The organism is Nocardia sp. NPDC057663 (genome assembly GCF_042799895.1).
Taxonomy (GTDB): Bacteria; Actinomycetota; Actinomycetes; order Mycobacteriales; family Mycobacteriaceae; genus Nocardia.
In genome coordinates this window covers 84,395-106,784 of record NZ_JBHVHX010000013.1, presented here as the reverse complement: position 1 = coordinate 106,784, position 22,390 = coordinate 84,395, and the positions used below count along the sequence as shown (strand labels likewise).

Below are 22,390 nucleotides of genomic sequence, written 5' to 3'. Positions count from 1 at the left end.
CGTTCGTCCGTGATTGTGACCGCGGTCGTCGTCGTGCTGCTCGTCGAGGTGGCGCTGGTGCGGGTGGCCCGCGACGCGGTGCTGCTCGCCGTCGCACTGCCGGTCGCGATCGCACTGGCGACGCTGCTCTGGTCGCTGCGGCATCGCGTGGTGCGCGAGGAACCGCTGACCGAGTACATCGACAACGGCCCGGCGGAGATGCTCGGCCGCTGGCACGCGCGCGCCGAGATGCTGACCGCGCGCGCCGACGGCACGCGCGCCGACTGGGACCGCCACCTGCGGCCGTTGCTCGCCAAGGAGTTCGAACTGTCCACCGGCCTGCGGGTCGCCAAGAACCGAAGGGCCACCGAAGCTGCCGGGCAACTGCAGTTCGGTCCCGAGTTGTGGCGCTGGGTAGACCCGGCGAACTCGGCATTGCGCGACCAGACCGGTCGCGCACCGGGTAGGGAGGCGCTGGACGAGATCCTGCGCCGATTGCAGACGATGTGAGGGGTTAGAGGCCACCGATGACCATGCCGTTGAACGTGACCGTCCAGCGCTCCGACGCCGTGCTGCGTGAGCTGGGCCGAGTCGTGGTCGGCAAGCGAGATGAGTTGCAGCTCATCATGATCGCCGTGCTGTCCGGAGGACACGTCCTCATCGAGGACCTGCCAGGTCTGGGCAAGACGCTGATCGCGCGGTCCTTCGCGGCCGCGCTGGGCCTGGATTTCACCCGCGTGCAGTTCACGCCTGATTTACTGCCCGCTGACCTGCTCGGCTCGACGATCTACGACATGTCGTCGGGCCGGTTCAATTTCCGTCGCGGTCCGGTTTTCACGAATGTCCTGCTCGCCGACGAGATCAACCGCACCCCGCCCAAGACGCAGGCGGCGTTGCTGGAGGCCATGGCGGAAGGGCAGGTGAGCATCGACGGCGAGACCTTCCTGCTCCCACAGCCTTTCATCGTGCTGGCCACCGACAACCCGATCGAGTACGAGGGCACCTATCCGCTGCCGGAGGCCCAGCTCGACCGCTTCGCCATCCAGCTGCGGCTCGGTTATCTGTCCGAGCAGGACGAGACCCAGATGATCCGGCGCAGGCTCGAGCGCGGCGCGACGCCACCGCAGGTCGGCCAGGTCGTCGACGCCCAAGGCATGATGGAGATGCGCCAGTCGGTCGAGTTCGTCACCGTGCATCCCGATGTCGTGAACTACGTGGTGGCCCTCGCCTCGGCGACGCGCAGCCACCCGCAGGTCGAGGTCGGCGCCAGCCCGCGCGCCGAACTCGATCTGGTGCAGATGTCGCGGGCTCGCGCCCTGTTGCTCGGGCGCGACTACGTGATCCCCGAGGATGTGAAGGCACTGGCGGTGCCCGCGATGGCGCACCGCATCACCCTGCGGCCGGAGATGTGGGTGCGCCGCATCCGGGGTGAGGACGTCATCACCGAGCTACTGCGCCGGCTACCGGTGCCCCGCGCCACCAGCACATGAAGCACCGCGACGAATCCAGGACGGTCGAGGTCGACCTGCGCTGGCGGCCCGCGCCGCTGGTGTTCATCCTCGCCGGGTGCGCCGCGGCGGCGCTGGTCGTCGCGGTATTGCGCGGACAGTGGCAGCTGGTGGTCTTCGCCGCCCCGATGCTCGGCGTGCTCGCTACCGCGCCGTGGCAACAGAACCCGACCAGGATCCAGGTCGACGGCAGCGGCACCGTGCGCTGCTTCGAGGGCGAGGTGGTCGGCTGCAACGCTGCCGCTTTCGTCGAGAGCGGGCACGCGCTGCTGCGGATGACGGCGGTGCCGCTGACCGGTCTCGAGATCGAGGTCGAGGAGTCGCACGACTCCGGCGGTGCGCCGGCGGGCTTGCAGCTGGCGCTCTCGGCGGCGCGCTGGGGCCGATATCCGGTGCAGGTCAAGGTTTCCGCGCTGAGCCCGGCCGGCCTCGCGATCGCCACCGCCGAGCTGCCCGCGGCCAAGCTGTATGTGTACCCGATCGCCGATCCGCAGCGAATGCGCTTGCCACGCACCGAACTTCCCGACCGCATCGGCACCCACCTGACCCGCAGGCACGGTCCCGGCGTCGAATACGCCGACATCCGCGCCTTCGCGCCCGGTGACCAGCTGCGCACCGTCAACTGGGCGGTGAGCGCGCGCCGGGGCAGGCTCTACGTCACCGAACGCTTCACCAACCGATCCGCCGACGTGGTCGTCCTGGTCGACACGTCCCTGCAGGCGCCCGGCCCGGCCACTGCCTCGCTGGAGCTGTCGGTGCGCGGCGCGGCGCAGGTGGTGCAGTCCACCCTGCAAGCCGGTGACCGCACCGCCGTCGTCTGCCTGGGTGATGCCCCGCGCTGGCTGCGCCCCGACATCGGCCGCAGGCAGTTCTACCGGATCGTCGACACCGTGCTCGGCGTCGGTGACGAGCACGTCGAGACCACCGGCACGCTCGCCCCGCACGCCGCGGTGCCGATCGGCGCGATCGTCGTCGCCTTCTCCACCCTGCTCGACACCCAGTTCGCGCTGGCCCTGATCGACCTGCGCAAACGCGGACACGTGGTGATCGCGGTCGACGTCCTGCGCGGCACGCCGTTCGAGGACGGCCTCGACCCGACCATGGCCAAGATGTGGCAGCTCGAGCGTGCCTCGATGTATCGCGACATGGGCACCGTCGGCGTCGACATCATCGCCTGGCCCGCCGACACCAGGCTCGATCAGGCCATGCGCCTGCTGCCCGACCATCGCCGAACAGTGCGGGTGCGCCGATGACGAGATTCCTTGCCCTGCTCGCCGGCCTGTTGCTGGTCGCCGCGGTCGCGTTGATCAATACGTTCGCCGGGGTCGCCGCGCTCGCACTGGTCGTCGTGAGCTGGTGGTGGCGGCCCGCCGCGATCGGCGCGGTGCTGGTGGTGATCGCGGCGCTCGCGTTCTCCGATGTCGGCGTGATCGCCGCCGCCGCGACGGGCCTGGTGGCTACCACCTACCTGCTCAACGCGGCCGTCCTGCACGCACCCGAAGGTGTTGTGCCGACGACGATTCCGTCGGTCGGCGGCGCGGTGCTGTTCACCATCGCGGCGGCCACCGCGGCTCTGGTCCCGGTGGAACTGGTGTGGGCGCCGCTGGCCGCGCCGGTACTGATCGTGCTGATCTACGCGCTGCTGGTCGGCGGGCTCACCGGCAACGGCACCCGACCCACCGCCGCGGCCGAGACCGACTGAAACGCACACTGCCCGCCGATCGGATCGACCGGCGGGCAGTGTGTCGTGGGAGATCAGGCGATCTTCAGGGCGATCTCGCCGAGCACCGGCGCGTCCTCGCGTTCGATCACGGTGGCGGCGCCGATCAGCTCGTCGCCCTCGCGCCACACCTTGATCCGCAGCGTCTCGCCCGGGTACAGCACCCCGGCGAACTTGGCCCGGAAGCCGCCGACCCGGCTCGCGTCACCGTCGAGCAGGCCGTCGGTGAGCGCCTTGCAGACCACGCCGTAGGTGCACAGGCCGTGCAGGATCGGCGCGGGGAACCCGGCGCCCTTGGCGAACTCCGGGTCCGAGTGCAGCGGGTTGCGGTCACCGCAGAGCCGGTAGAGCAGGGCCTGCTGCGGCAGCGTCGGGGTGATGAGCTCCGCGTCGGGCGCCCGATCCGGCAGCGCGGCCTTGGCGCTCGGGCCACGCTCGCCGCCGAAACCGCCCTCGCCCCTGGCGAAGATCGAGGATCGCACCGTCCACAGCGGTTCGCCGTCGGAGCCGAGCACGGTGTTCTCCTGGACGATCACCGCGTTGGCGCCCTTGTCCCAGATCTCGCTGATCCGGCCGGTGCTGGTCGCCTTGCCACTGGCCGGAATCGGCTTGTGCACCACCACTTCCTGGTGCCCGTGCACGACCTTGGCCAGATCGATCTCGATGCCGGGGAAGCTGACCCGCGGCGCCGCGGTCTCGCGCAGGGTCGGGGCGACCGTCGCGAACGTGGGCAGCACCTGGGGCGCCTGGTCGTCGAGATAGGTCAGCTCGACCGGATCCGTCGGGTGCGCACCCGCGCCGAGGCCGAGGTGGTAGAGCTGCACGTCGGTGGGCGTCCAGCTGAACTCCCGCGCCGGGAGCGGCGCGCCGAGCGCGGTCTGGAGGTCGATGGGCATTGCTTACTCCTGCGAGGTCGGGGTGTGCTGGTCGTTGGTCACGCGGTGGCTTCGGCCTTCTTCGCGGCGACGATGTCGAGCACCGCGAGGTAGGCGAAGGTGATCGCGGGGCCGATGGTCGCGCCTGGACCCGCGTAGGTGTGGCCCATCACCGGCGCGCTGGTGTTGCCCGCGGCGTAGAGGCCATCGATCACCGAATCGTCCTCGCGCAGCACGCGACCGGCGGTGTCGGTGACCAGGCCGCCCTTGGTGCCGAGGTCGCCGGGGACCATCTTGGCCGCGTAGAACGGGCCCTGCGAGATCTCGGCCAGGCACGGGTTGGGCTTCACGGTGGGGTCGCCGTAGTAACGGTCGTAGTGGCTGTTGCCGCGACCGTAGTCGTCGTCCTTGCCCGCGGCGGCGAAGCCGTTGAACCGGGTCACCGTCGCGCTGAGGCTCTCGACGGGCACGCCGATGCGCTCGGCCAGTTCCTCGATGGTGTCGGCCTTGACGATGTTGTCGTTCTCCAGCCAGCGCGAGGGGAAGCGCTGACCCGGCTGGAGACCGGCGAAGATGTAGCGGTTGCGGTAGCGCTGGTCGAACACCAGCCAGGCCGGGACGTTCTCGCCCGGACCCGCGCCCTGGCCGTACTCACCGCCGTACATGGTGTGCACCGCCTCGACATACGGCGCCGACTCGTTGCCGAACCGCTCGCCCCGGTCGTTGACCATGATGGTGCCGGGCAGATTGCGCTCGGCGAGGGCGAACCAGGGCTTGCCGCCCTTGAAGATGGTCGGACCCCACCAGGCGTCCTCCATGAATCCGACCGTCGCTCCCGCTGCCATGCCCGCGACGATGCCATCGCCGGTGTTGGCCGCGGCGCCCGTTGTCCACTCAGTGGTTATCGGCTGTCGCTGGTACTTGGCGCGCATGTCGGCGTTGTGCTCGAACCCGCCGCTGCCCAGCACCACGCCGTAGCGCGCGGTGAAGGTGACCGACTCGCCGTCGACGGTGGCCTTGACCCCGGTGACCTTGCCGTCGGTGACCACCAGGTCGGTGAGCGGGGTGTTCAGCAGCACCGGGACGCCCGCGTCGAGCAGGCCCTTGCGCATGGCGGCGATGATCGCCTGGCCCATGCCGAGCAGGTGCTTGCCGGTGAACTTGGCCAGGTAGGTGCGGGCGCCGACGCGCAGTGCCCGCATCATGCCCTTGGGGTGGCGCTTGATCAGGTTGAGCCGCACGAAGTCGGCCTGCATGACGACCACGTTCAGCGGCGCCTTGGCGTAGGGCGGTTCCAGGTTGGCCAGTTCCGCGCCGAGCACCTTGCCGTTGAACGGCGTCGGCTCGCACGAACGCCCCTGGCCGAGCCCGCCCGGAGCCTCCGGGTAGTAGTCGGAGTAGCCGGGAACCCACTTCATCTTCAGCGGGGTGTGATCGAGGACGAAGTCGAACGCCTCGGCGCCGCGATCGAGGTAGGTGTCGATCTTCTCGGCGGGCACCACGTCGCCGATGATGCTGTGCAGGTAGGTGCGCGCGTCCTCGCGGTCGTCGGGGCGTCCCGAGGCCTTCAGCGCCTTGTTGCCCGGAATCCAGACGCCACCGCCGGATCGGGCGGTCGAGCCACCGTAGTGGGCGGCCTTCTCCAACAGCACGACGCTCAGTCCGTTGTGGGCCGCGGCGAGGGCGGCCGTCATCCCGGCGGCGCCGCTACCGACGACCACCACATCGTATTCCCGATCACTCATGTAGAACACGTTATAGAAGGGGTCCGATGTTTGGCGACCAAAACGGCGCTCCTGTTCGTGGGCTCCGCAGTTTGCCCTTGATATCGGTGGAACGTGTTATAGAAATCACCTGTGGGTGCGTTGTATTGTCAGGTGAACGGCTGACGGAGAAGGGCGCAACCGGTTACAGTTTTGGCGTCCGGAACCTACGGGCTGTGCCGCTTGGTCCTGTGGGCCGTGCGGCGTAGCCTTCCGGCCGGTGTCTAGCCGCACCGGCCGCGGCCTAGTCCAACCGGCTGTGCGGGTTTGGCTCAATCAGCTGAGTCCGGGCCGCACTGCTTACACCTACTGACCGTGCTGCCAAGGAGGTCCGCGTGCTGCCTGACGCGGTACGAACTCAACTCGCCGATGAACTGACCCGTGCCGAGGAAGAACGTGTGGCAGTTTCGCCGCTCATCGATCGGTTCCCCGACATCGATGTTGTCGATGCCTACGAGATCCAGCTGCTCAACATCCAGCGCCGGCTGCGGTCCGGCGCGAAGGTCGTCGGTCACAAGGTGGGGCTGTCGTCCAAGGCGATGCAGCAGATGATGGGCGTCGACGAGCCCGACTATGGTCACCTGCTCGCCGAGATGGAGGTCTTCGAGGACGTTCCGGTCGACACCGCCAAGTACCTGCTGCCGCGGGTGGAGGTCGAGGTCGGGTTCGTGCTCGGCGCCGACCTGCCCGGCGAGGACTGCACCGAGGCCGATGTGCTGGCCGCGACCGTCGCGTACGCGCCCTCGATCGAACTCATCGATTCGCGCATCAAGGACTGGAAGATCGGCCTGGCCGACACCATCTCCGACAACGCCTCCTCGGCCGGTTTCGTGCTCGGCAAGGAGCGCGTCGCACCCGGCGACATCGACATCAAGGCCATCGACGCCGTGCTCACCCGCAACGGCGAGGTCATCGCCGAGGGGCGCAGTGACGCCGTCCTCGGTGATCCGGTGATCGCGGTCGCGTGGCTGGCCCGCAAGGTCGCGACCTTCGGGGTGCGGTTGAAGAAGGGCGACATCGTGCTGCCCGGTTCCTGCACCCGCGCCATCGACGCCCGCCCCGGTGACGACTTCCTCGCCGAGTTCACCGGACTCGGTTCCGTCCGTTTGCGTTTCAGCTGACCCAGACTTCCCAAGGAGTACACCGTGACCAGCAAAGTCACCGCCGCGATCGTGGGGTCCGGCAACATCAGCACCGATCTGCTGTACAAGCTGCTGCGCTCGGACAAGATCGAGCCGCGCTGGATGATCGGCATCGACCCGGATTCGGAGGGGCTGAAGCGGGCGCGTGGGCTGGGTCTGGAAACCTCCGCCGAGGGCGCGGACTGGCTGCTCGCCCTCGAGGAGAAGCCGGATCTGCTGTTCGAGGCCACCTCCGCCTACGTGCACCGCGCGTACGCGCCGAAATACGAGGCCGCGGGCATCCGTGCCGTCGACCTCACCCCGGCCGCGGTCGGCCCGGCCGTGATCCCCCCGGTGAACCTGGATTCGCTGCGCGACGCGCCGAACGTCAACATGATCACCTGTGGTGGTCAGGCCACGATTCCCATGGTGGCGGCCGTATCCCGCGTCGTGCCGGTGGCCTACGCCGAGATCGTGGCGTCGGTGTCCTCGGTGTCGGCCGGTCCGGGAACTCGCGCGAACATCGACGAATTCACCAAGACCACCTCCAAGGGTGTCGAGACCATCGGCGGCGCACAGCGGGGCAAGGCCATCATCATCCTGAACCCGGCCGAGCCGCCGATGATCATGCGCGACACCATTTTCTGCGCCATTCCCGAGGACGCCGATCGGGATGCCATCGCCGAGAGCATCTTCCGCATGGAGAAGTCGATCCAGGAGTACGTGCCCGGCTACCGGCTGCTCAACGATCCGCAGTTCGACGAACCGTCGGTGATCTCCGGTGGGATGGCGAAGGTGTCGATCTTCGTCGAGGTCGAAGGCGCGGGTGACTTCCTGCCGCCGTACGCGGGCAACCTCGACATCATGACCGCCGCCGCCACCCGCGTGGGTGACGTGCTGGCCGACCAGATCATCTCGGCTCGGGTGTAAGGAGATTCGACCATGAGCAATATCCTGAAGCCCTTCTCGGGCGAACTCGATGTGCGTGTCACCGACACCTCGCTGCGCGACGGCTCACATCACAAGCGTCACCAGTTCACCGTGGACGAGGTGCGCAATATCGTTGCCGCCCTGGATGGTTCGGGCGTCCCGGTCATCGAGGTGACCCACGGTGACGGCCTCGGCGGATCCTCGTTCAACTACGGGTTCTCGAAAACCCCTGAGCAGGAGCTGATCAAGGCCGCCGCCGAGACCGCCAAGCAGGCCAAGATCGCCTTCCTCATGCTGCCGGGTGTCGGCGTCAAGGAAGACATCAAGATCTCCCAGGACAACGGCGCGTCCATCTGCCGTATCGCCACCCACTGCACCGAGGCGGATGTCTCGATCCAGCACTTCGGTCTGGCGCGCGAACTCGGCCTGGAGACCGTCGGATTCCTCATGATGGCCCACTCCACCACGCCGGAGAACCTGGCCAAGCAGGCCCGCATCATGGCCGACGCGGGCTGCCAGTGCGTCTACGTCGTCGATTCCGCGGGCGCCCTCGTCCTCGAGCAGGTGTCGGACCGCGTCTCGGCACTGGTCGCCGAACTCGGCGACGACGCCCAGGTCGGCTTCCACGGCCACGAGAACCTCGGCCTCGCCGTGGCGAACTCGGTCTACGCCGTGCGCGCGGGCGCCACCCAGATCGACGGCTCGGCCCGCCGCTTCGGCGCGGGCGCGGGCAACCTGCCGGTCGAAGCCTTCATCGGCGTCTGCGACAAGCTCGGCATCAAGACCGGCGTCGACTTCTTCGCCGTCACCGACGCCGCCGAGGACGTCGTCCGCCCGGCCATGCCGTCGGAATGCCTCCTCGACCGCCAAGCCCTGATGATGGGCTACGCGGGCGTCTACTCCAGCTTCCTGCGCCACGCCGAACGCCAAGCCGAACGCTACGGCGTCTCCGCCGCCGAAATGCTCGTCCGCGCAGGCAAGCGCAAACTCGTCGGCGGCCAGGAAGACCAGCTCATCGACATCGCCCTGGAACTCCAGCGCGAAGCCACGGTCACCACCTCGGCCTGACCACTCACCCCTGACGGCGTGACCCGAACCTCGGGTCACGCCGTTCGGCGTCTCGGGACAACCTGATTCGCTTGCGCCCGAACAGTCTGGATGCGCTTCGAAGCAGGCGGAACGGTCCCCAGCCTGCCCGTACTCGAGCGCCTGGCCCGAGCCCTCGACGCCGACCTCGTAGTCCAGGTGCGCCCCCGCGTCGCCTGACGCCGCCCGCGATCAACCTTCTCGGTCCGCGCTGGGTGCTGCGCGTCATCTGGGAGCTCCTGTGTAAGGCTTCCGTCACCGCGTGAGAGCACCTGCGGCGACGTAGTCGTCGCCGCCGACATAGAACGTCTGACCGATGGCGGCGGCTTCCGTGCCCGCCCGCACGATCACTCGCGCGAAATCCTCGACGGTGGGCAGCGGGCCTGCTGCACGGCGTGACTCGACACTGATCGGGTCACGCCGTTCCAGTAGACGGACGATGATCGTCCCGTCGATCATGTCGCCGGACACCACCGTGAAACCGATTCCGCGCTCCTGGAATTCGGGAATCAGCGCTCGCAGCGCGTCCTCGCCCGCCCGCTTGCTCCTCGCGATCGGCGCGTAACCCTGGGGCACATCGTCTTTCTCGTGGATGAAGTGCGCCTGATGGCTGGTGACGAACACGATCCGTCCACCCGCGGGCATCAACGGCAGCATTGCCGTCGCCAGATTCACCTGCGCATCCCGGTTGAGCCGTAGCGCGTACCCGGGATCGGCATCTCGTTCGAGCCCACCGGATGCATTGAGCACCAAGGTATCCAGCCGCCCGAACGTCCGTCCGATCTCCACGACCATCTCCGCGACATCGTCCGGATCCGACACATCCGCACCGAGCGTCGACGCACTACCTCCGGCGGCGACGATCCCGTCCACCACGGTCTGCGCACGCTTGCGCTTCTCCCGGAAGTTCACGATCACCTGCGCCCCCGCCGCCCCGAACTGCGCGGCCGCCTCCGCCCCGATCCCCCGTGAGGCCCCCGTCACCAGCACCACCCGCTGCACCGTCGAATCCACGATCGTTCTCCTTCCGCCGCCCCCGAGCGGTCCAGATGCTTCTGATTCAGAAGCAACTATCGTGCTTCTGAATGAGAAGCGCAACAGGGGATGGCGACCCCACCGAACCCTCCCGGAAGATCCTTGCCGCGATCGACCTCCTCGGTCAGCGCTGGATGCTGCGCGTCATCTGGGAACTGGAACCCGGCCCCCTCGGCTTCCTCGATCTCCGCCGCCGCATGGGCAACTGCTCGTCGAGCATGCTCTCCGACCGCCTACAACAACTCCAGTCCGCCGGCCTCACCCGCAAAAACGGCCCCCGCGGCGCCTACGAACTGACCACCGAAGGCGCCCTCCTCGCCGAATCCCTCCAACCTCTCTGGGACTGGTCCGAACAATGGACCTCCACTGGCGACGGCAACGGCCGAATCCCCTGGCGCGCCGCCCGCTAGGGAATTCGCCATCGCGCGCTCGTCTGGACGATTGATCACCAGGCCTTCGCGTCACTATCGCCCGAGAGCGAAAATCCCTCATTGCCTAGTGATCATGTGTCCAACCTCCCGCCTCGAAAAGGATGTGCTGCGAGGGTGGTTCGGGCGTAGGTTGGCGGCGTGGCTGACCTGTGCTGATGTGAGTTCGCGCAGCGCGTCGTCGGAACCGCCGACGGCGAGCCGGGGACCGAACCGGTGGAGATCGAACGTGGTGATGTGATCGCGGAGGGAATCGACCAGCAACTCGGCGCGACTCCCGTCGACCACCTGGCATTCATCGTCGGCACCATCCGCGACTATCTGTGGGCGGGCAAATGTGATCACGAGGGTGCGCTGTTCTATTGCCCGCGTTGCGGAGTCCGGATCCTGGATCCGCGCTGACCAGGCATGTCGGTGGGGTGGAGGACCATCTCGCGCATGGGGTATTCGATGAACCGTTTATCGGGTCGTGGGCGTTGGCGGCGGGAGCGGTCACACGGCATGAGTTGCGGCATGACTTCGACAGGGTTGCGCCGGATGTCTATGCGCGCAAAGGCATACAGCTCGATGTGACAGGCCGGGCCAAAGCGGCGGTCCACTGGACCAAGGGCGAGGGGGTGCTCGTCGGCCGGTCTGCCGCGGCGCTGCTGGGTAGCGCCTATGTCGATGCCGATCAGCCGGTTGAGATCGCCTTGCCGCGGCATCGCCGTCCGCCGCCGGGCATCACCGTGATACAGGCCGAGCTCACCCGGGGCGAGCGGTGCGAGGTCCACGGATACCCGGTCACGACACCGCCCCGCACAGCCTTCGACCTCGCCCGCCGCCTTCCCCGTGACCAGGCGATCCCCGCGCTCGACGCCCTGTGCCGCGCCACCGGTCTAGACCCGTCGACCGTGCTGTCCTTCGCCGATGGTCACCAGGGAGTGCGGGGCTGCGCGAGGGCGCGCGCTGTGCTCGGGTTGGTCGATCCCGGTGCCGAGTCCCCGCAAGAATCACTGACCCGGTTGCTGCTGATCGACCACGGACTGCCCGCGCCGACCACCCAGATCGTGGTCCGGGATCACGGTGGAGAGTTTCTGGCACGCCTGGACATGGGCTGGGAACGGTGGCAGGTGGCAGTCGAATACGACGGCGCCCAGCACTGGACCGACACCGCGCAGCGCACGAAGGACATCGACAGGCTCGCGATCCTCGCCGAGCACGGCTGGCTGATCGTCCGCGTCGGCGCCGACCTGCTGCGCAACCGCCCTTACATCGTCATCGACCGGGTACTGGCAGCACTGAATGCCCATGGCGTCCACCTTGATCCCGCCAGAGCGTCGTGATCTTGGTCGAGGTTCATGCTGGGCGGGCGAGCCAGGCGGGCAGTGGTTCGCAGCGGGTGGTCCATTCCTGGGGCGGTGGGGTTCGGGTGGCGAGGATTCCGCCGATGATGGCGCAGAGGGTGTCCGTGTCGCCGCCGGTGGCTGCGGCTGTGCGGAGAGCGGCGGCGAAGTCCGTGGGGTGCTGGGCTGCTGCCCAGAGGCAGAAGGGGACGGTGTCGGCTGCCGAGGTCTGTGCGCCGTTGCCGAGTTCGGATGCCGCGAGGTGTGGGTCGGCGGTGGTCAGGAGGTGCACGGCGTGCCGGATTCCTCGGCGGACGGTGCCGTCTGGGGTGCTGTCGATGACGTGGGTCAGCCATTCTTCGCCGGACGAGGCCGTCGTTGCGGCGCCTGCCGCGGCGACCGCGACGGCGATCGCTCCCGCGATGCCCTCAGGGTGGGTGTGGGTCACCTCGGCGGAAGCGGCCGCCTCGGCGATCACACGGTCGAGGTCGTCGGCGAAGAACGCGCCGAGTGGGGCGACTCGCATGGCCGCTCCGTTGCCCCATGACCCCTGCCCATTGCGGGCCTGCGGCGCGAGGTCTCGCCAGGTGCCGCGGCCGGCGCGGATGAGGCGGAGAATCCGGTTGGTTCCTGGCCCGTATCGCCGGTAGATGTCGTAATGGGTGACGAAGGACGTGGCCAGGGCATCTTGATCGATGCGCCCGAACCTCGCGAGGATGTCGACGATCGAACTGGCCATCTCGGTGTCGTCGGTCCACAACCAGGGGCCGGGCGGCAGTGGGTCGGTGGTCGCGACAACGGGATCGGCTGCCGCGCAGGCGCCGAATGCGTCCCCGACGGCCAAGCCGCGCAAGGAGATCTCCGCCCGCGCCAGTCGTGCCGGGGTCATCGGTGGTGGATGGTCGAGCTGATGATCGCCGCCGTAGTCGTTGGGAAGTTCCGTAGTGCAGCCTATTCGGACCGGATGCGCGGGACCGGGGAACGGGGGCGCGATCGCGAAACTCGCTGGACAGGGGCCTTATAACTGGTTGATGAGCGAAAACGTGGGGACGTTGTTCTGCGGGGTTGGGTTGGCGCGTCGGATCGAGGGGGTGGAGACCGGGGCTATTGCCGGTGCGGTGGAGGTGGGGATGCGGCGGGGGACGGGTGGGTTCGTGCGGGCGTTTGGGGATGGGGCGGCGTGTTTTGCGGGGGTGGGGTCGCCGTTGACCAAGGTGGTGGGGGTTGGGTTCGGTGGGGCGCCTTCAGTGGGGGAGTGGGAGGAGGTCGAAAGGGCTTATGCGGAGGTGGGGGCGCCGGTGCAGGTGGAGTTGGCGCAGTTGGGTGATTCGCGGATCGCGGCGGAATTGACGGGGCGGGGGTATCGGTTGATGTCTTTCGAGAATGTGCTCGGGATCGAGCTGGATGGGCGGACCTGGGTGGGGCCGGAGCAGGTCCAAGTGCGGCGCGACGAGGGGGATGAGGTGGATGTCTGGCTCGATGTCGTTGTCGACGGATTCGCTCATCCGGATGAGGATGGGGGCTCGTCGCATGAGGAGTTTCCTCGTGCGGCCATTGCCGAGGTGATGCGAGACATGGCTTCCGCCAATGACACCCGTCGCTACCTCGCCTATCGCGATGGGGCACCGGCCGGCGGTGCGAGCATGCGCACCGATGGTGGTATCGCGGCTCTCGTGGGTGCCGCGACGCTGCCCGCCCTCCGCAGGCATGGCGTCCAGACCGCGCTCCTGTCTGCTCGCCTGACCGAGGCGGCGGCAGCGGGTTGCGACCTCGCGGTGATCACCACTCAGCCCGGATCGAAGTCGCAACAGAATGCTCAGGGCCGAGGGTTCTCCCTGCTCTACACCCGCGCGTTACTCGTCAAAGAGGTCTGACGCGGCGTCGTGGGGCGATTCGGAGCAGCCCATCGCGTACCTGTGCTCGTGTGCGAGTGGGTCCCGATCCTGTCCGCGGACTGGTCCGAGGCGAGTGTCCGCAGATTTCGGCCGGCTGGTGGTCGGCTACGCGGCCGACCAGCCCGGTGGTGGACCCCGCACGATGCGAGTAGCACGAATTCGATGTCACAAGGCGCCGACAACCTGCGCAACCCGGGTCGCCCGTTCGGCCGGGGAGGTGGCCTTGAGGATGGGCAGGAACAGCCGGTACTGGTCGGAGCGACCGAGGGCTGCGTAGGCGGCGCGGGCTTCAGGCGCGGCGGCAAGCGCGGAGACCAGGTCGGCGGGAGTCTCGGCGGTGCTTTGACGCTCGTAGGCGCCCGCCCAGCGCCCGTCAGCCACGGCCTCTTCGATCACCGCATACCCCGCGGGCTGCATCCGCCCGGCCACGATGAGGGCCTCGGCTTTGGCCACATTGACCTGCGACCACGGGCTGCGGGCCCGGCGCGGCGAGTAACGCTGCAGGTAGTGATGGGCATCGAGCCCACGCCGATGGCTGTCGATCCAGCCGTAGCAGAGCGCGCCGTCGAGGGTCTCGGTGATCGTCACCGACGGTTCGGGGGCGCCCTTCTTGGCGATCCGCACCCAGACCTCACCCGCGGTGTAGTGATGGGTGGCCAGCCACGATTCCCAGTCGCTCGCCTCGGCGCAGGTGATGTAGTCGATGTTCATACGAACCATGATCCGCCGCAAAGTGCTCACCGAATGAGCACTTAAAAACGAAGGAAACGGGTGCGGCCGCGCATTGTGTGGGCGGCCGCACCCGCGGGACTCACAGCCAGGTGTCGAGGCTGGTGGTCGTGAGGAAATGGTCCAGATCCGCGCGCCAGGGCGCGGGGGTGGTCTTGTCCGGCTCGATGCCGGTGTACTGACCGCGGTAGAACAGCAGCGGCCGACCGCCGGTGGTGGCCGATTCCGCGAGCGCCTGGACCCGGCCGATGACGATGTAGTGGTCCCCGCCGTCGACGACGGAGTCGACGGTGCATTCGATGGTCGCCAGCGAATCGTCGAGCACCGGCACACCCAATTCCGAGGTGTGCCAGGAGACTCCGGCGAACTTGTCGGTCTCGCGCGAGCCGAAGCGCGCGCACGTCGGCTGCTGTTCCTCGGCGAGCACGTTCACGCAGAACTTGCCCGCCGCCTCGATCGCCGCCCAGGAGCGCGACCCCTTGGTGGGGCAGAACAGCACCAGGGGCGGGTCGAGGGAGAGGGCGGCGAAGGACTGGCAGGCGAAGCCGATCGGCTCACCCGCCGGATCGAGCGCGGTGATCACGGTGATGCCGGTGCAGAACTGCCCCAGCACATTACGAAATTGCCGGCCGTCGATCGCCGGTATCTGTTCGGTCATGTCCCTCGCCGCCATTCCTATTGCTGCTTGAATCCGACGGTGAAGTCGTGACCCCACAGGCTGACCGCGGTCGATTCGCGGGCGATCCAGTCGTCGTCGTCGACTTCCAGTCCCTCACAGCCGAATTCGATATCGAATCCGCCGGGAGTCTTCATGTAGAAGGACAGCATCTTGTCGTTGATGTGCCGGCCGAGGGTGGCCGACATCTTCACCTTCTTGCGGTAGGCGCGGTCCAGACAGAGGCCGACGTCGTCGGAGTTCTCCACCTCGACCATGAGGTGCACGATGCCGGTCGGATTCGGCAGCGGCAGGAACGCCAGCGCGTGGTGGCGCGGGTTGCAGCCGTAGAAGCGCAGCCAGGCCGGGTCGCCGTCGGCGGGACGGCCGACCATCTGCGGCGGCAGCCGCATGGAGTCCCGGAGCCGGAAGCCCAGGACGTCCTGGTAGAACGCCTGCGCCGCGGCATCGTCGGTGCAGGTCAGCACCACGTGGCCCAGACCCTGCTCGGCGGTGACGAACTTGTGGCCGTAGGGGCTGACGAAGCGGCGGCCCAGGTACTGCGCGCCGTAGAACGCCTCGAGGGTGTTCCCGGACGGATCCTGGAACCGGATCATGCCCTCGACGCGGCGCTCACCCAGCTCTTCCTTGGTGCCCTCGGTGAAGGTGACCCCGGCCTTGGCCAGGGTCTCCCGCAGCTGCTGCAGGCCGCGGGCGTCGGTGACCTCCCAGCCCGAGACCAGCAGCCGGTCCTGCTCGCCGGGGACGATCACCAGTCGCGCGGCGAAATCGTCCATGCGCAGGTAGAGCGCGTCGGGGTTGAGCCCGGTGCCCTCCATCATGCCGAGCACCTTGAGGCCGTACTCGCGCCAGGCCGCCATGTCGGTGGCCTCGATGCGCATGTAGCCCAGAGCGCGGATACTCATTGCTTCTCCTCGAGGAAATCGACCGTGAGCCGGTTGAATTCGTCGAACTTCTCCAGCTGTGCCCAGTGTCCGCAGCCGCCGAACACGTGCAGCTGCACGCGCGGGATGACCTTGGTGGCGACGAGCGCGCCGTCGAGCGGGTTGACCCGATCCTCGCGGCCCCAGATGAGCAGCACCGGCTGACGCAGCTTGTACGCGTCACGCCACAGCATGCCCTTCTCGAAGTCGGCGCCCGCGAAGGACTTACCCATCGCGCGCACGGCGGCCAGCGACTCGGGCGTGCTAGCCAGGGCGAACCGCTCGTCGATCAGTTCCTCGGTGATCAGCGACTGGTCGAAGACCATGATCCGCAGGAACTTCTCCAGGTTCTCCCTGGTCGGCGCGTAGCTGAACGCCGAGAGCAGCTTGACGCCCTCGGTCGGGTCGGGCGCGAACAGGTTGGTGCTCAGCCCGCCCGGGCCCATCAGCACGAGCTTGCCCGCGCGCTTGGGGTTGTCCAGGGCGAAGCGCACCGAGGTGCCGCCGCCGAGTGAGTTGCCCAGCAGGTGCACCCGCTCGGTGATCTGCAGGTGGTCCAGCAGCGCGAGCAGCGCGGTGGACGCGTGCACGAAGTACTGCGGATGGTCGACCGGCTTGTCGGACTTGCCGAAACCGGGCTGGTCGAGCGCGATCACGTGGAAGTTCTCGGCCAGCACCGGGATGTTGCGGGCGAAGTTCGACCACGCCGAGGCGCCGGGCCCGCCGCCGTGCAGCAGCACGATCGTGGGGCCGTTGCCGACGCCCGCCTCGTGGTAGTGCAGCTTCAGCTCGGGGGTGACCTGCGCGTAGCGGGAGGTCGATTCGTAGGTGAGTTCAGCGGTCTGAGTCATCGGCTACACCATGGCGTCGGTGACGGGCAGACCGAACTCGTGCGTGCCGTACATGACGTAGGCGCGCTCGGGATCGTTGGCCGCGTGCACCCGGCCCGCGTGCGCGTCACGCCAGAAGCGCTGCAGCGGGGTGCCGTTGGCGAGCGCGGTCGCGCCCGAGGACTCGAAGAGCTTGTCGATCGAGGCGATCACCCGGCCGGTCGCGCGGACCTGGTCGCGACGGGCGCGCACGCGCAGATCGAACGGCACCTCCTCGCCCGCCACCAGCAGCGCGTACTCCTCGGCGACATTGCCCGAGAGCTGACGCCACGCGGCGTCGATGTCGCTGGCGGCCTCGGCCACGCGCACCTTGGCGAACGGATCGTCCTTGGCGTTCTCGCCGGCGAAGGCCGCGCGCACGCGCTTGCCCTGGTGCTCGACGTGCGCCTCGTAGGCGCCGTAGCCCATGCCGACGATCGGCGTGGAGATGGTGGTGGGGTGGATGGTGCCCCACGGCATCTTGAACACGGCGTCGGTGTTCTGCTCGAGGCCGGGCGCGCGGCCCTCGCTCATCGCGCGGAAGCTCAGGAAGCGGTGCGCCGGGACGAAGACGTCCTCGACGACCACGGTGTTGGAGCCGGTGCCACGCAGGCCGACCACGTTCCAGACGTCATCGATGCGGTAGTCCGAGCGCGGGATCAGGAAGGAGCCGAAGTCGACCGGCTTGCCGTTCTTGATCACCGGACCGCCCAGGACCGCCCAGGTGGCGTGATCGGAACCCGAGGACCAGGCCCACGAGCCGCGCACGATGTAGCCGCCGTCGACCGCCTGGCCCGCGCCCATCGGGGCGTAGGAGGAGGAGATCCGCACGTCGGTGTCCTCGCCCCAGACGTCTTCCTGGGCCTGCTGGTCGAACAGCGCGAGGTGCCAGTTGTGCACGCCGATGATGCCCGCCACCCAGCCGGTGGACCCGCAGGCGCTGGCGATCTTGCGCACGGTGTCGTAGAAGACGACCGGGTCGGCGGCGTGGCCGCCCCACTGCTTGGGCTGGAGCAGCCGGAAGAAGCCGGTCTCCTGCAGCGCCTTCATGGATTCGTCGGGAATGCGGCGCAGGTCCTCGGCCTCCTGCGCACGTTCACGCAGTGTCGGCAGCAGTGCCTCGACCCGTTCGGTCACTTCTTGCGTCATTTCGGAGCCCGCTCCTGCCTTGTCGGATCGACAACCGGTTCTTGTTCGACTCTGAGATTAGAACAGGTTCTCATTTCTGTCGAGAAGATCGCCCTACCTCGGATATAACAGGGGCGTGGAGCGAAGTTCGCTGGACAGCTGGCGTGAAGCGGCCTCGTTTTGTAACGTGTTCTAGTGAACAAGGAGGGTTCGGGATGGCAGTCAACCCCAAGGTGAGGGAACTCGATGTCGGCACCACGCCGACGAGGTTTGCGCGCGGCTGGCACTGTGTCGGCCTGGCCTCGTCGTTCCGCGACGGTAAGCCGCACGCGATCGAGATCTTCGGAACCAAGCTCGTGGTGTGGACCGACACCAACGACGAGATCCGCGTGCTCGATGCCTACTGCAGGCATATGGGCGGCGATCTGAGCATGGGCACGGTCAAGGGCGACGACATCGCCTGCCCGTTCCACGACTGGCGCTGGGGCGCCAGCGGCAAGTGCACGTCGATTCCCTACGCGCGCCGCGTTCCGCCGCTGGCCCGCACCAGGAAGTGGACGACGCTCGAGCGCAACGGTCAGCTGTTCATCTGGCACGACCACGAGGGCAACGAGCCGCCCGCCGAGGTCACGATTCCGCACATCGAGGGCCCCTACACCGACACGGAGGGCAACCCCAGCGAGGATCATGACAGCGGCTGGACGCCGTGGACGTGGAACACGATGCGCATCGAGGGCTCCAATTGCCGCGAGATCATCGACAACGTCGTGGACATGGCGCACTTCTTCTACATCCACTATGCCTTCCCGACGTACTTCAAGAACGTCTTCGAGGGTCATGTGGCGACGCAGTTCCTGGAGACCAAGGGCCGTCCCGACATCGGCATGGCGGCCAAGTACGGCGGTGAGACGCTGCTGAAGTCGGAGGCGTCGTACTTCGGCCCGTCCTACATGATCAATCCGCTGGTCAACATCTATGGCGGATACGAGATCAAGGTCGTGCTGATCAACTGCCACTACCCGGTCAGCCAGGACGAGTTCGTGCTGCAGTACGGCCTGACCGTCGAGAAGCCCAAGGGCATCGACGACGCGACCGCCGAGAAGCTGGCGGCCTCGATGACCGAGTTCTTCGGCGACGGCTTCCTCCAGGACGTGGAGATCTGGAAGCACAAGTCCAAGGTCGAGAACCCGCTGCTGTGCGAGGAGGACGGCCCGGTCTACCAGCTGCGCCGCTGGTACGAGCAGTTCTACGTCGATGCCGCCGATGTCACCGAGAAGATGACCCAGCGCTTCGAGTTCGAGGTCGACACCACCAAGGCCAACCAGGCCTGGGAGGCCGAGGTGGCGGAGAACCTGCGCCGCAAGGCCGAGGCAGAAGCCGAAGCGGGCGTGTAACCATGTCCCCGACCTGGGCCAAGGCACCCGACTTCGCCGATCAGCCCGTGCGGCAGGCCGCGGTGCGGGCCCAGACCACGGTCGACAAACAGCGCTACCTGGACGAGGGCCTGACACCGGTGCGGTGTCAGGCCTGCCAGGCCGAGGTCCTGGTGCGCAAGTACAGCGCGCACCAGACCTCGGTGCAGTGGACCGAACGACCGGACACGCACTGCCCGGTCTTCGCCCAGCTCAGCGCGCACGGCGCGCGGCCGGGCAGGCCCGAATCGTGTCCGTCGCTGGAGAAGTCCATCAAATGGGCGGTCGACGAGGGTCTGCTCGAGGTGCCCGAGTAGTCAGCTGAACGGGGTGTGCGGGCGGTCCTGGAGTACGCCGTCGAGGTAGATGTCGACCTTCTCGTTGTAGAAGCACGCCAGGCCGGCGACCTTCTGGCTCTCCGGCAGCGGTGCGCGATAGATCCACACGATGTCGCGGTGCTCGGTGCCGTCGACCTGGACGTGCCAGTAGTCGGCGGTGCCCTTGTACGGGCAGCTGGTGTGGGTGTCGGAGCCGACGAGCAGATCCATCCGGACATCGGGCAGCGGCAGGTAATACCTCGCGGGTAAGCCGGTTTCGAACAGGATGCGCGGCGAGGACGAGTCGGCGACGGTGACGCCGTCGATCTCTACCCGCACATTGCGCGAACTGCCCAGGATGTCGACCCGGGAATACGGGTCACGGGGGTGCACGAAGATCGGCTCGTCCTCCTCGAACCAGTCGAAGGTGGCGAAGTCCAGGCGCACAGCGTCTTTCAGGTCGGGCAGCGGCGAGTCGAGGTAGCGCAGTGCCGCTCCGTCGGCGCGTACGCCGTCGGCCACCACGTCGTATCCGGTGCCCTCGCCACGGCTGGGGGAGTGCTCGTCGACCCCGTTCGGTTCCAGGTCCGCTCTGACATCGGTCAGCGGGAGGTAGTAGGTCGGGTAGTAGGGGACCTCCCAGACCAGCAGTGGCCGCACCGTGTCGGCCACCAGTCGTCCGTCGAGATAGGCCCGGACGCGCTTGTGCGCCGACTCGACCCTGACCCGCCCGCGCTTGTCGTCGCTCATGGTCTCGACGCTACGCCGGGCCACCGACTTCTTCCCGGCACGAAACCGCCCCCGCTGCTCGTGGCAGCGGGGGCGGCTCGATGTCACCGGGCGGGTCAGTCGCCGACGGTGATGGCTTGTGCTTCCTCGATGCTGTGCGGGGCCGGGTCGTGCTCGTCGATATGGGCGAGCGCGCTGCGGCCGAGGAACAGGACGGCGACCGCGGCGGCGGTGAAGGCGGCGCCGAGCCAGAACGGCAGCGAGACGCTGTGCTCGCCGAGCTTGCCCGCCACCCACGGCGCCGCGGCGCCACCGGCGAACCGGACGAAGCTGTAGGCCGCCGACGCGGTGGAACGCTCGACCGGCGCGGAGATCATCACGGCCTCGGTGATCAGCGTGTTGTTCACGCCGAGGAACAGGCCGGCGATGACCACGCCGACGATCAGCACGATCTTGTGCTCGGCGAACATGCCCATCACCGCCAGATCCGCGGCGAACAGGCCGAGCGAGAGCGCCATCATCGGCAGGGTGCCGAAGCGCGCTTGCAGTTTCGGCGCGAGGAACACCGAGGCCAGCGCGAGCATGATGCCCCAGCCGCAGAAGATGAAGCCGATCGCGTAGGTGCCCATGTCCAGTGGGAACGGGGTGTAGGCGAGCAGGGTGAAGAAGCCGAAGTTGTAGAGCAGCGCGGTGATGCTCACGGTCAGCAGGCCCCTGTGCCGCAGCGCCTTGAACGGGGCGGTGATCGAGGTCGGCTTGGCCGGCTTGGGCATCTCGGGCAGCAGCACGACGATCGCGATGAAGGCGATGGCCATCAGCACCGACACACCGAAGAACGGTCCGCGCCAGCTGATACCGCCGAGCAGGCCACCCAGCAGCGGGCCGGTCGCGATGCCGATGCCGAGGGCGGCCTCGTAGAGGATGATCGCCTTGGCGACGCCGCCGGTGGCCGCGCCGACGATGGTGGCCAGCGCCGTCGCGATGAACAGCGCGTTGCCCAGACCCCAGCCCGCGCGGAAGCCGACGATCTCGCCGATCGTGCTCGACATGCCGGCCAGCGCGGCGAACACCACGATGATCGCCAGGCCGGACAGCAGCGTCTTCTTCGCGCCGAAGCGGCTGGAGATGACGCCGGTGATCAGCATGGCGACGCCGGTGACGGCCATGTAGCTGGTGAACAGCAGCGAGACCTGCGAGGGGCTCGCGTTCAGCTGTTCGCCGATCGGCTTGAGGATGGGGTCGACGAGACCGATGCCCATGAACGCGATGACACTCGCGAAGGCGACGGCCCAGACGGCCTTGGGTTGTCCGGACGAGGTGGTGGCTGCGGCGGCGGTGTCGTCGGCGCGAGTCAACGGGGGAAGGCTCACTGGCGCTCCTGGTTGCATCACTGGTGACCGCGGGCAACCGCACGCAGGGCTGTCAGCAGGTCGTTCAGGTCGGTGTCGAGCCGGATCAGGCGATCGAGATCGAAGTCGGCGAGTCCGGGAGCCATGGCGGCCGCGAAGGCGCGCCTGGCCTCGACGAGGCGGTTCCGGCCCGCCGGGGTCAGTTCGATGAGAACCGCCCTGGAGTCCTGCGGGTCCCTGGTGCGGGAGGCGAATCCGTCGGCGACGAGCCGGCCGATCAGCGCCGTTGCCGCCGGTTGCGAACATCGATCGATCCGGGCGAAGTCGCTGACCCGCAGGCCGCCGTGTTCGTCGAGCACGGCGAGGGCGCGCAGGATCGCTCGGGGCAGATCGTCGTTGCTGATCGCCCCGGCGAGCCGGGTGAGCCGACCGGCAGTGACCAACAGGTCGACCACGATGTCGTCCGGGGAGGGCTGCTCTGTCTGCTGCACGAACAGTATTATTGCATAAGCTAACTATCTAAACCCAGGGATCGGGTGTCTCGAACCCGGTGACATCACGCACAACACGCCGAAAGCCCCGGTCGCGGGGTC

General features: G+C 67.9%; 25 protein-coding genes. 13 read left to right on the top strand and 12 right to left on the bottom strand.

Annotation, left to right across the window (positions count from 1 at the left end; all coding sequences use genetic code 11):
• Positions 1–9: 9 nt before the first annotated feature.
• Genes ACFVAV_RS24460 through ACFVAV_RS24445 form a run of 4 tightly spaced genes read left to right on the top strand, consistent with a single transcriptional unit; the run spans position 10 to position 3,189 of the window.
• The gene (locus tag ACFVAV_RS24460) at positions 10–489 is read left to right on the top strand and encodes a hypothetical protein (protein WP_379037509.1); all 480 of its coding nucleotides are present in this window, start codon (positions 10–12) and stop codon (positions 487–489) included.
• 17 nt (positions 490–506) lie between these two features.
• Positions 507–1,469: an AAA family ATPase gene (locus ACFVAV_RS24455; RefSeq protein WP_379037508.1), complete on the top strand. Its 963-nt coding sequence runs from the start codon at positions 507–509 to the stop codon at positions 1,467–1,469.
• Positions 1,466–2,740 (top strand): DUF58 domain-containing protein, encoded by a 1,275-nt coding sequence (locus ACFVAV_RS24450; protein WP_379037507.1) that lies wholly within the window; start codon positions 1,466–1,468, stop codon positions 2,738–2,740. The genes ACFVAV_RS24455 and ACFVAV_RS24450 overlap by 4 nt, the downstream gene beginning before the upstream one ends.
• On the top strand, positions 2,737–3,189 hold the full coding sequence (locus tag ACFVAV_RS24445; RefSeq protein WP_379037506.1) for a hypothetical protein: 453 nt from the start codon (positions 2,737–2,739) through the stop codon (positions 3,187–3,189). The genes ACFVAV_RS24450 and ACFVAV_RS24445 overlap by 4 nt, the downstream gene beginning before the upstream one ends.
• Before the next feature lie 53 nt (positions 3,190–3,242).
• On the opposite strand, the gene ACFVAV_RS24440 is transcribed toward ACFVAV_RS24445, so the two are convergent.
• Positions 3,243–4,103: a MaoC/PaaZ C-terminal domain-containing protein gene (locus ACFVAV_RS24440; protein WP_379037505.1), complete on the bottom strand. Its 861-nt coding sequence runs from the start codon at positions 4,101–4,103 to the stop codon at positions 3,243–3,245.
• 38 nt (positions 4,104–4,141) lie between these two features.
• Positions 4,142–5,836 carry a 3-oxosteroid 1-dehydrogenase gene (kstD, locus tag ACFVAV_RS24435; protein ID WP_379037504.1) on the bottom strand — a complete coding sequence of 565 codons (1,695 nt, stop codon included), beginning with the start codon at positions 5,834–5,836 and terminating at the stop codon, positions 4,142–4,144.
• 344 nt (positions 5,837–6,180) lie between these two features.
• Here kstD and ACFVAV_RS24430 point away from each other — a divergent pair, with 344 nt between their 5' ends.
• Genes ACFVAV_RS24430 through dmpG form a run of 3 tightly spaced genes read left to right on the top strand, consistent with a single transcriptional unit; the run spans position 6,181 to position 8,964 of the window.
• Entirely contained in the window at positions 6,181–6,966 is a 786-nt protein-coding gene (locus ACFVAV_RS24430) for a 2-keto-4-pentenoate hydratase (protein WP_379037503.1), read from the top strand.
• A gap of 24 nt (positions 6,967–6,990) precedes the next feature.
• A complete protein-coding gene (locus ACFVAV_RS24425; RefSeq protein ID WP_379037502.1) occupies positions 6,991–7,896 on the top strand; it encodes an acetaldehyde dehydrogenase (acetylating) in 906 nt (301 codons plus the stop codon).
• Positions 7,897–7,908: 12 nt separating this feature from the next.
• Complete coding sequence (gene dmpG, locus ACFVAV_RS24420; RefSeq protein ID WP_379037501.1) at positions 7,909–8,964, top strand: 4-hydroxy-2-oxovalerate aldolase; 1,056 nt, start codon at positions 7,909–7,911, stop codon at positions 8,962–8,964.
• A 273-nt stretch (positions 8,965–9,237) separates the two neighbouring features.
• On the opposite strand, the gene ACFVAV_RS24415 is transcribed toward dmpG, so the two are convergent.
• The gene (locus ACFVAV_RS24415) at positions 9,238–9,999 is read right to left on the bottom strand and encodes an SDR family oxidoreductase (RefSeq protein ID WP_379037595.1); all 762 of its coding nucleotides are present in this window, start codon (positions 9,997–9,999) and stop codon (positions 9,238–9,240) included.
• A 68-nt stretch (positions 10,000–10,067) separates the two neighbouring features.
• Between ACFVAV_RS24415 and ACFVAV_RS24410 the strand changes: the two genes are divergently transcribed.
• The 3 genes from ACFVAV_RS24410 to ACFVAV_RS24400 all read left to right on the top strand — a co-directional run bounded on the left by ACFVAV_RS24410 (position 10,068) and on the right by ACFVAV_RS24400 (position 11,770).
• Positions 10,068–10,427, top strand: a complete 360-nt coding sequence (locus tag ACFVAV_RS24410; protein WP_379037500.1) for a winged helix-turn-helix transcriptional regulator — start codon at positions 10,068–10,070, stop codon at positions 10,425–10,427.
• Between the two features lie 234 nt (positions 10,428–10,661).
• On the top strand, positions 10,662–10,847 hold the full coding sequence (locus ACFVAV_RS24405; RefSeq protein ID WP_379037499.1) for a hypothetical protein: 186 nt from the start codon (positions 10,662–10,664) through the stop codon (positions 10,845–10,847).
• A 17-nt stretch (positions 10,848–10,864) separates the two neighbouring features.
• On the top strand, positions 10,865–11,770 hold the full coding sequence (locus ACFVAV_RS24400; RefSeq protein WP_379037498.1) for a DUF559 domain-containing protein: 906 nt from the start codon (positions 10,865–10,867) through the stop codon (positions 11,768–11,770).
• Between the two features lie 13 nt (positions 11,771–11,783).
• Here the strand turns inward: ACFVAV_RS24400 and ACFVAV_RS24395 are convergent, their stop codons facing one another.
• On the bottom strand, positions 11,784–12,659 hold the full coding sequence (locus ACFVAV_RS24395) for an ADP-ribosylglycohydrolase family protein (protein WP_379037496.1): 876 nt from the start codon (positions 12,657–12,659) through the stop codon (positions 11,784–11,786).
• A 142-nt stretch (positions 12,660–12,801) separates the two neighbouring features.
• Here ACFVAV_RS24395 and ACFVAV_RS24390 point away from each other — a divergent pair, with 142 nt between their 5' ends.
• On the top strand, positions 12,802–13,644 hold the full coding sequence (locus ACFVAV_RS24390) for a GNAT family N-acetyltransferase (protein ID WP_379037495.1): 843 nt from the start codon (positions 12,802–12,804) through the stop codon (positions 13,642–13,644).
• Positions 13,645–13,830: 186 nt separating this feature from the next.
• Here the strand turns inward: ACFVAV_RS24390 and ACFVAV_RS24385 are convergent, their stop codons facing one another.
• From ACFVAV_RS24385 to hsaA, 5 genes are all read right to left on the bottom strand, one after another.
• Entirely contained in the window at positions 13,831–14,376 is a 546-nt protein-coding gene (locus ACFVAV_RS24385) for a YdeI family protein (RefSeq protein WP_379037493.1), read from the bottom strand.
• A gap of 100 nt (positions 14,377–14,476) precedes the next feature.
• The gene (gene hsaB / locus ACFVAV_RS24380; RefSeq protein WP_379037492.1) at positions 14,477–15,052 is read right to left on the bottom strand and encodes a 3-hydroxy-9,10-secoandrosta-1,3,5(10)-triene-9,17-dione monooxygenase reductase subunit; all 576 of its coding nucleotides are present in this window, start codon (positions 15,050–15,052) and stop codon (positions 14,477–14,479) included.
• A gap of 17 nt (positions 15,053–15,069) precedes the next feature.
• Positions 15,070–15,975 carry an iron-dependent extradiol dioxygenase HsaC gene (hsaC, locus tag ACFVAV_RS24375; RefSeq protein WP_379037490.1) on the bottom strand — a complete coding sequence of 302 codons (906 nt, stop codon included), beginning with the start codon at positions 15,973–15,975 and terminating at the stop codon, positions 15,070–15,072.
• Positions 15,972–16,844, bottom strand: coding sequence for a 4,5:9,10-diseco-3-hydroxy-5,9,17-trioxoandrosta-1(10),2-diene-4-oate hydrolase (gene hsaD / locus ACFVAV_RS24370; RefSeq protein WP_379037489.1), 873 nt, complete (start codon positions 16,842–16,844; stop codon positions 15,972–15,974). Before hsaD ends, hsaC begins: the two co-directional genes overlap by 4 nt.
• A 3-nt stretch (positions 16,845–16,847) precedes the next feature.
• The gene (gene hsaA / locus ACFVAV_RS24365) at positions 16,848–18,011 is read right to left on the bottom strand and encodes a 3-hydroxy-9,10-secoandrosta-1,3,5(10)-triene-9,17-dione monooxygenase oxygenase subunit (protein ID WP_379037488.1); all 1,164 of its coding nucleotides are present in this window, start codon (positions 18,009–18,011) and stop codon (positions 16,848–16,850) included.
• Between the two features lie 194 nt (positions 18,012–18,205).
• Here hsaA and ACFVAV_RS24360 point away from each other — a divergent pair, with 194 nt between their 5' ends.
• Positions 18,206–19,384: a Rieske 2Fe-2S domain-containing protein gene (locus ACFVAV_RS24360; RefSeq protein WP_379037487.1), complete on the top strand. Its 1,179-nt coding sequence runs from the start codon at positions 18,206–18,208 to the stop codon at positions 19,382–19,384.
• 2 nt (positions 19,385–19,386) lie between these two features.
• Positions 19,387–19,719 (top strand): hypothetical protein, encoded by a 333-nt coding sequence (locus ACFVAV_RS24355; protein ID WP_379037485.1) that lies wholly within the window; start codon positions 19,387–19,389, stop codon positions 19,717–19,719.
• Here ACFVAV_RS24355 and ACFVAV_RS24350 read toward each other — a convergent pair whose 3' ends face one another.
• The 3 genes from ACFVAV_RS24350 to ACFVAV_RS24340 form a co-directional block, all read right to left on the bottom strand.
• A complete protein-coding gene (locus ACFVAV_RS24350; RefSeq protein ID WP_379037483.1) occupies positions 19,720–20,469 on the bottom strand; it encodes a DUF427 domain-containing protein in 750 nt (249 codons plus the stop codon).
• A gap of 95 nt (positions 20,470–20,564) precedes the next feature.
• A complete protein-coding gene (locus ACFVAV_RS24345; protein WP_379037481.1) occupies positions 20,565–21,818 on the bottom strand; it encodes an MFS transporter in 1,254 nt (417 codons plus the stop codon).
• A gap of 17 nt (positions 21,819–21,835) precedes the next feature.
• A complete protein-coding gene (locus tag ACFVAV_RS24340) occupies positions 21,836–22,288 on the bottom strand; it encodes a MarR family winged helix-turn-helix transcriptional regulator (protein ID WP_379037480.1) in 453 nt (150 codons plus the stop codon).
• Positions 22,289–22,390 lie beyond the last annotated feature (102 nt).

Bases quoted from the DNA above. Each gene is read 5' to 3' on its own strand.
- ACFVAV_RS24455 (WP_379037508.1), top strand. From the start codon at position 507: ATGACCATGCCGTTGAACGTGACCGTCCAGCGCTCCGACGCCGTGCTG.
- ACFVAV_RS24450 (WP_379037507.1), top strand. From the start codon at position 1,466: ATGAAGCACCGCGACGAATCCAGGACGGTCGAGGTCGACCTGCGCTGG.
- ACFVAV_RS24445 (WP_379037506.1), top strand. From the start codon at position 2,737: ATGACGAGATTCCTTGCCCTGCTCGCCGGCCTGTTGCTGGTCGCCGCG.
- ACFVAV_RS24440 (WP_379037505.1), bottom strand. From the start codon at position 4,103: ATGCCCATCGACCTCCAGACCGCGCTCGGCGCGCCGCTCCCGGCGCGG.
- dmpG (WP_379037501.1), top strand. From the start codon at position 7,909: ATGAGCAATATCCTGAAGCCCTTCTCGGGCGAACTCGATGTGCGTGTC.
- ACFVAV_RS24410 (WP_379037500.1), top strand. From the start codon at position 10,068: ATGAGAAGCGCAACAGGGGATGGCGACCCCACCGAACCCTCCCGGAAG.
- ACFVAV_RS24395 (WP_379037496.1), bottom strand. From the start codon at position 12,659: ATGACCCCGGCACGACTGGCGCGGGCGGAGATCTCCTTGCGCGGCTTG.
- ACFVAV_RS24390 (WP_379037495.1), top strand. From the start codon at position 12,802: ATGAGCGAAAACGTGGGGACGTTGTTCTGCGGGGTTGGGTTGGCGCGT.
- ACFVAV_RS24385 (WP_379037493.1), bottom strand. From the start codon at position 14,376: ATGAACATCGACTACATCACCTGCGCCGAGGCGAGCGACTGGGAATCG.
- hsaB (WP_379037492.1), bottom strand. From the start codon at position 15,052: ATGACCGAACAGATACCGGCGATCGACGGCCGGCAATTTCGTAATGTG.
- hsaC (WP_379037490.1), bottom strand. From the start codon at position 15,975: ATGAGTATCCGCGCTCTGGGCTACATGCGCATCGAGGCCACCGACATG.
- hsaD (WP_379037489.1), bottom strand. From the start codon at position 16,844: ATGACTCAGACCGCTGAACTCACCTACGAATCGACCTCCCGCTACGCG.
- hsaA (WP_379037488.1), bottom strand. From the start codon at position 18,011: ATGACGCAAGAAGTGACCGAACGGGTCGAGGCACTGCTGCCGACACTG.
- ACFVAV_RS24360 (WP_379037487.1), top strand. From the start codon at position 18,206: ATGGCAGTCAACCCCAAGGTGAGGGAACTCGATGTCGGCACCACGCCG.
- ACFVAV_RS24355 (WP_379037485.1), top strand. From the start codon at position 19,387: ATGTCCCCGACCTGGGCCAAGGCACCCGACTTCGCCGATCAGCCCGTG.
- ACFVAV_RS24350 (WP_379037483.1), bottom strand. From the start codon at position 20,469: ATGAGCGACGACAAGCGCGGGCGGGTCAGGGTCGAGTCGGCGCACAAG.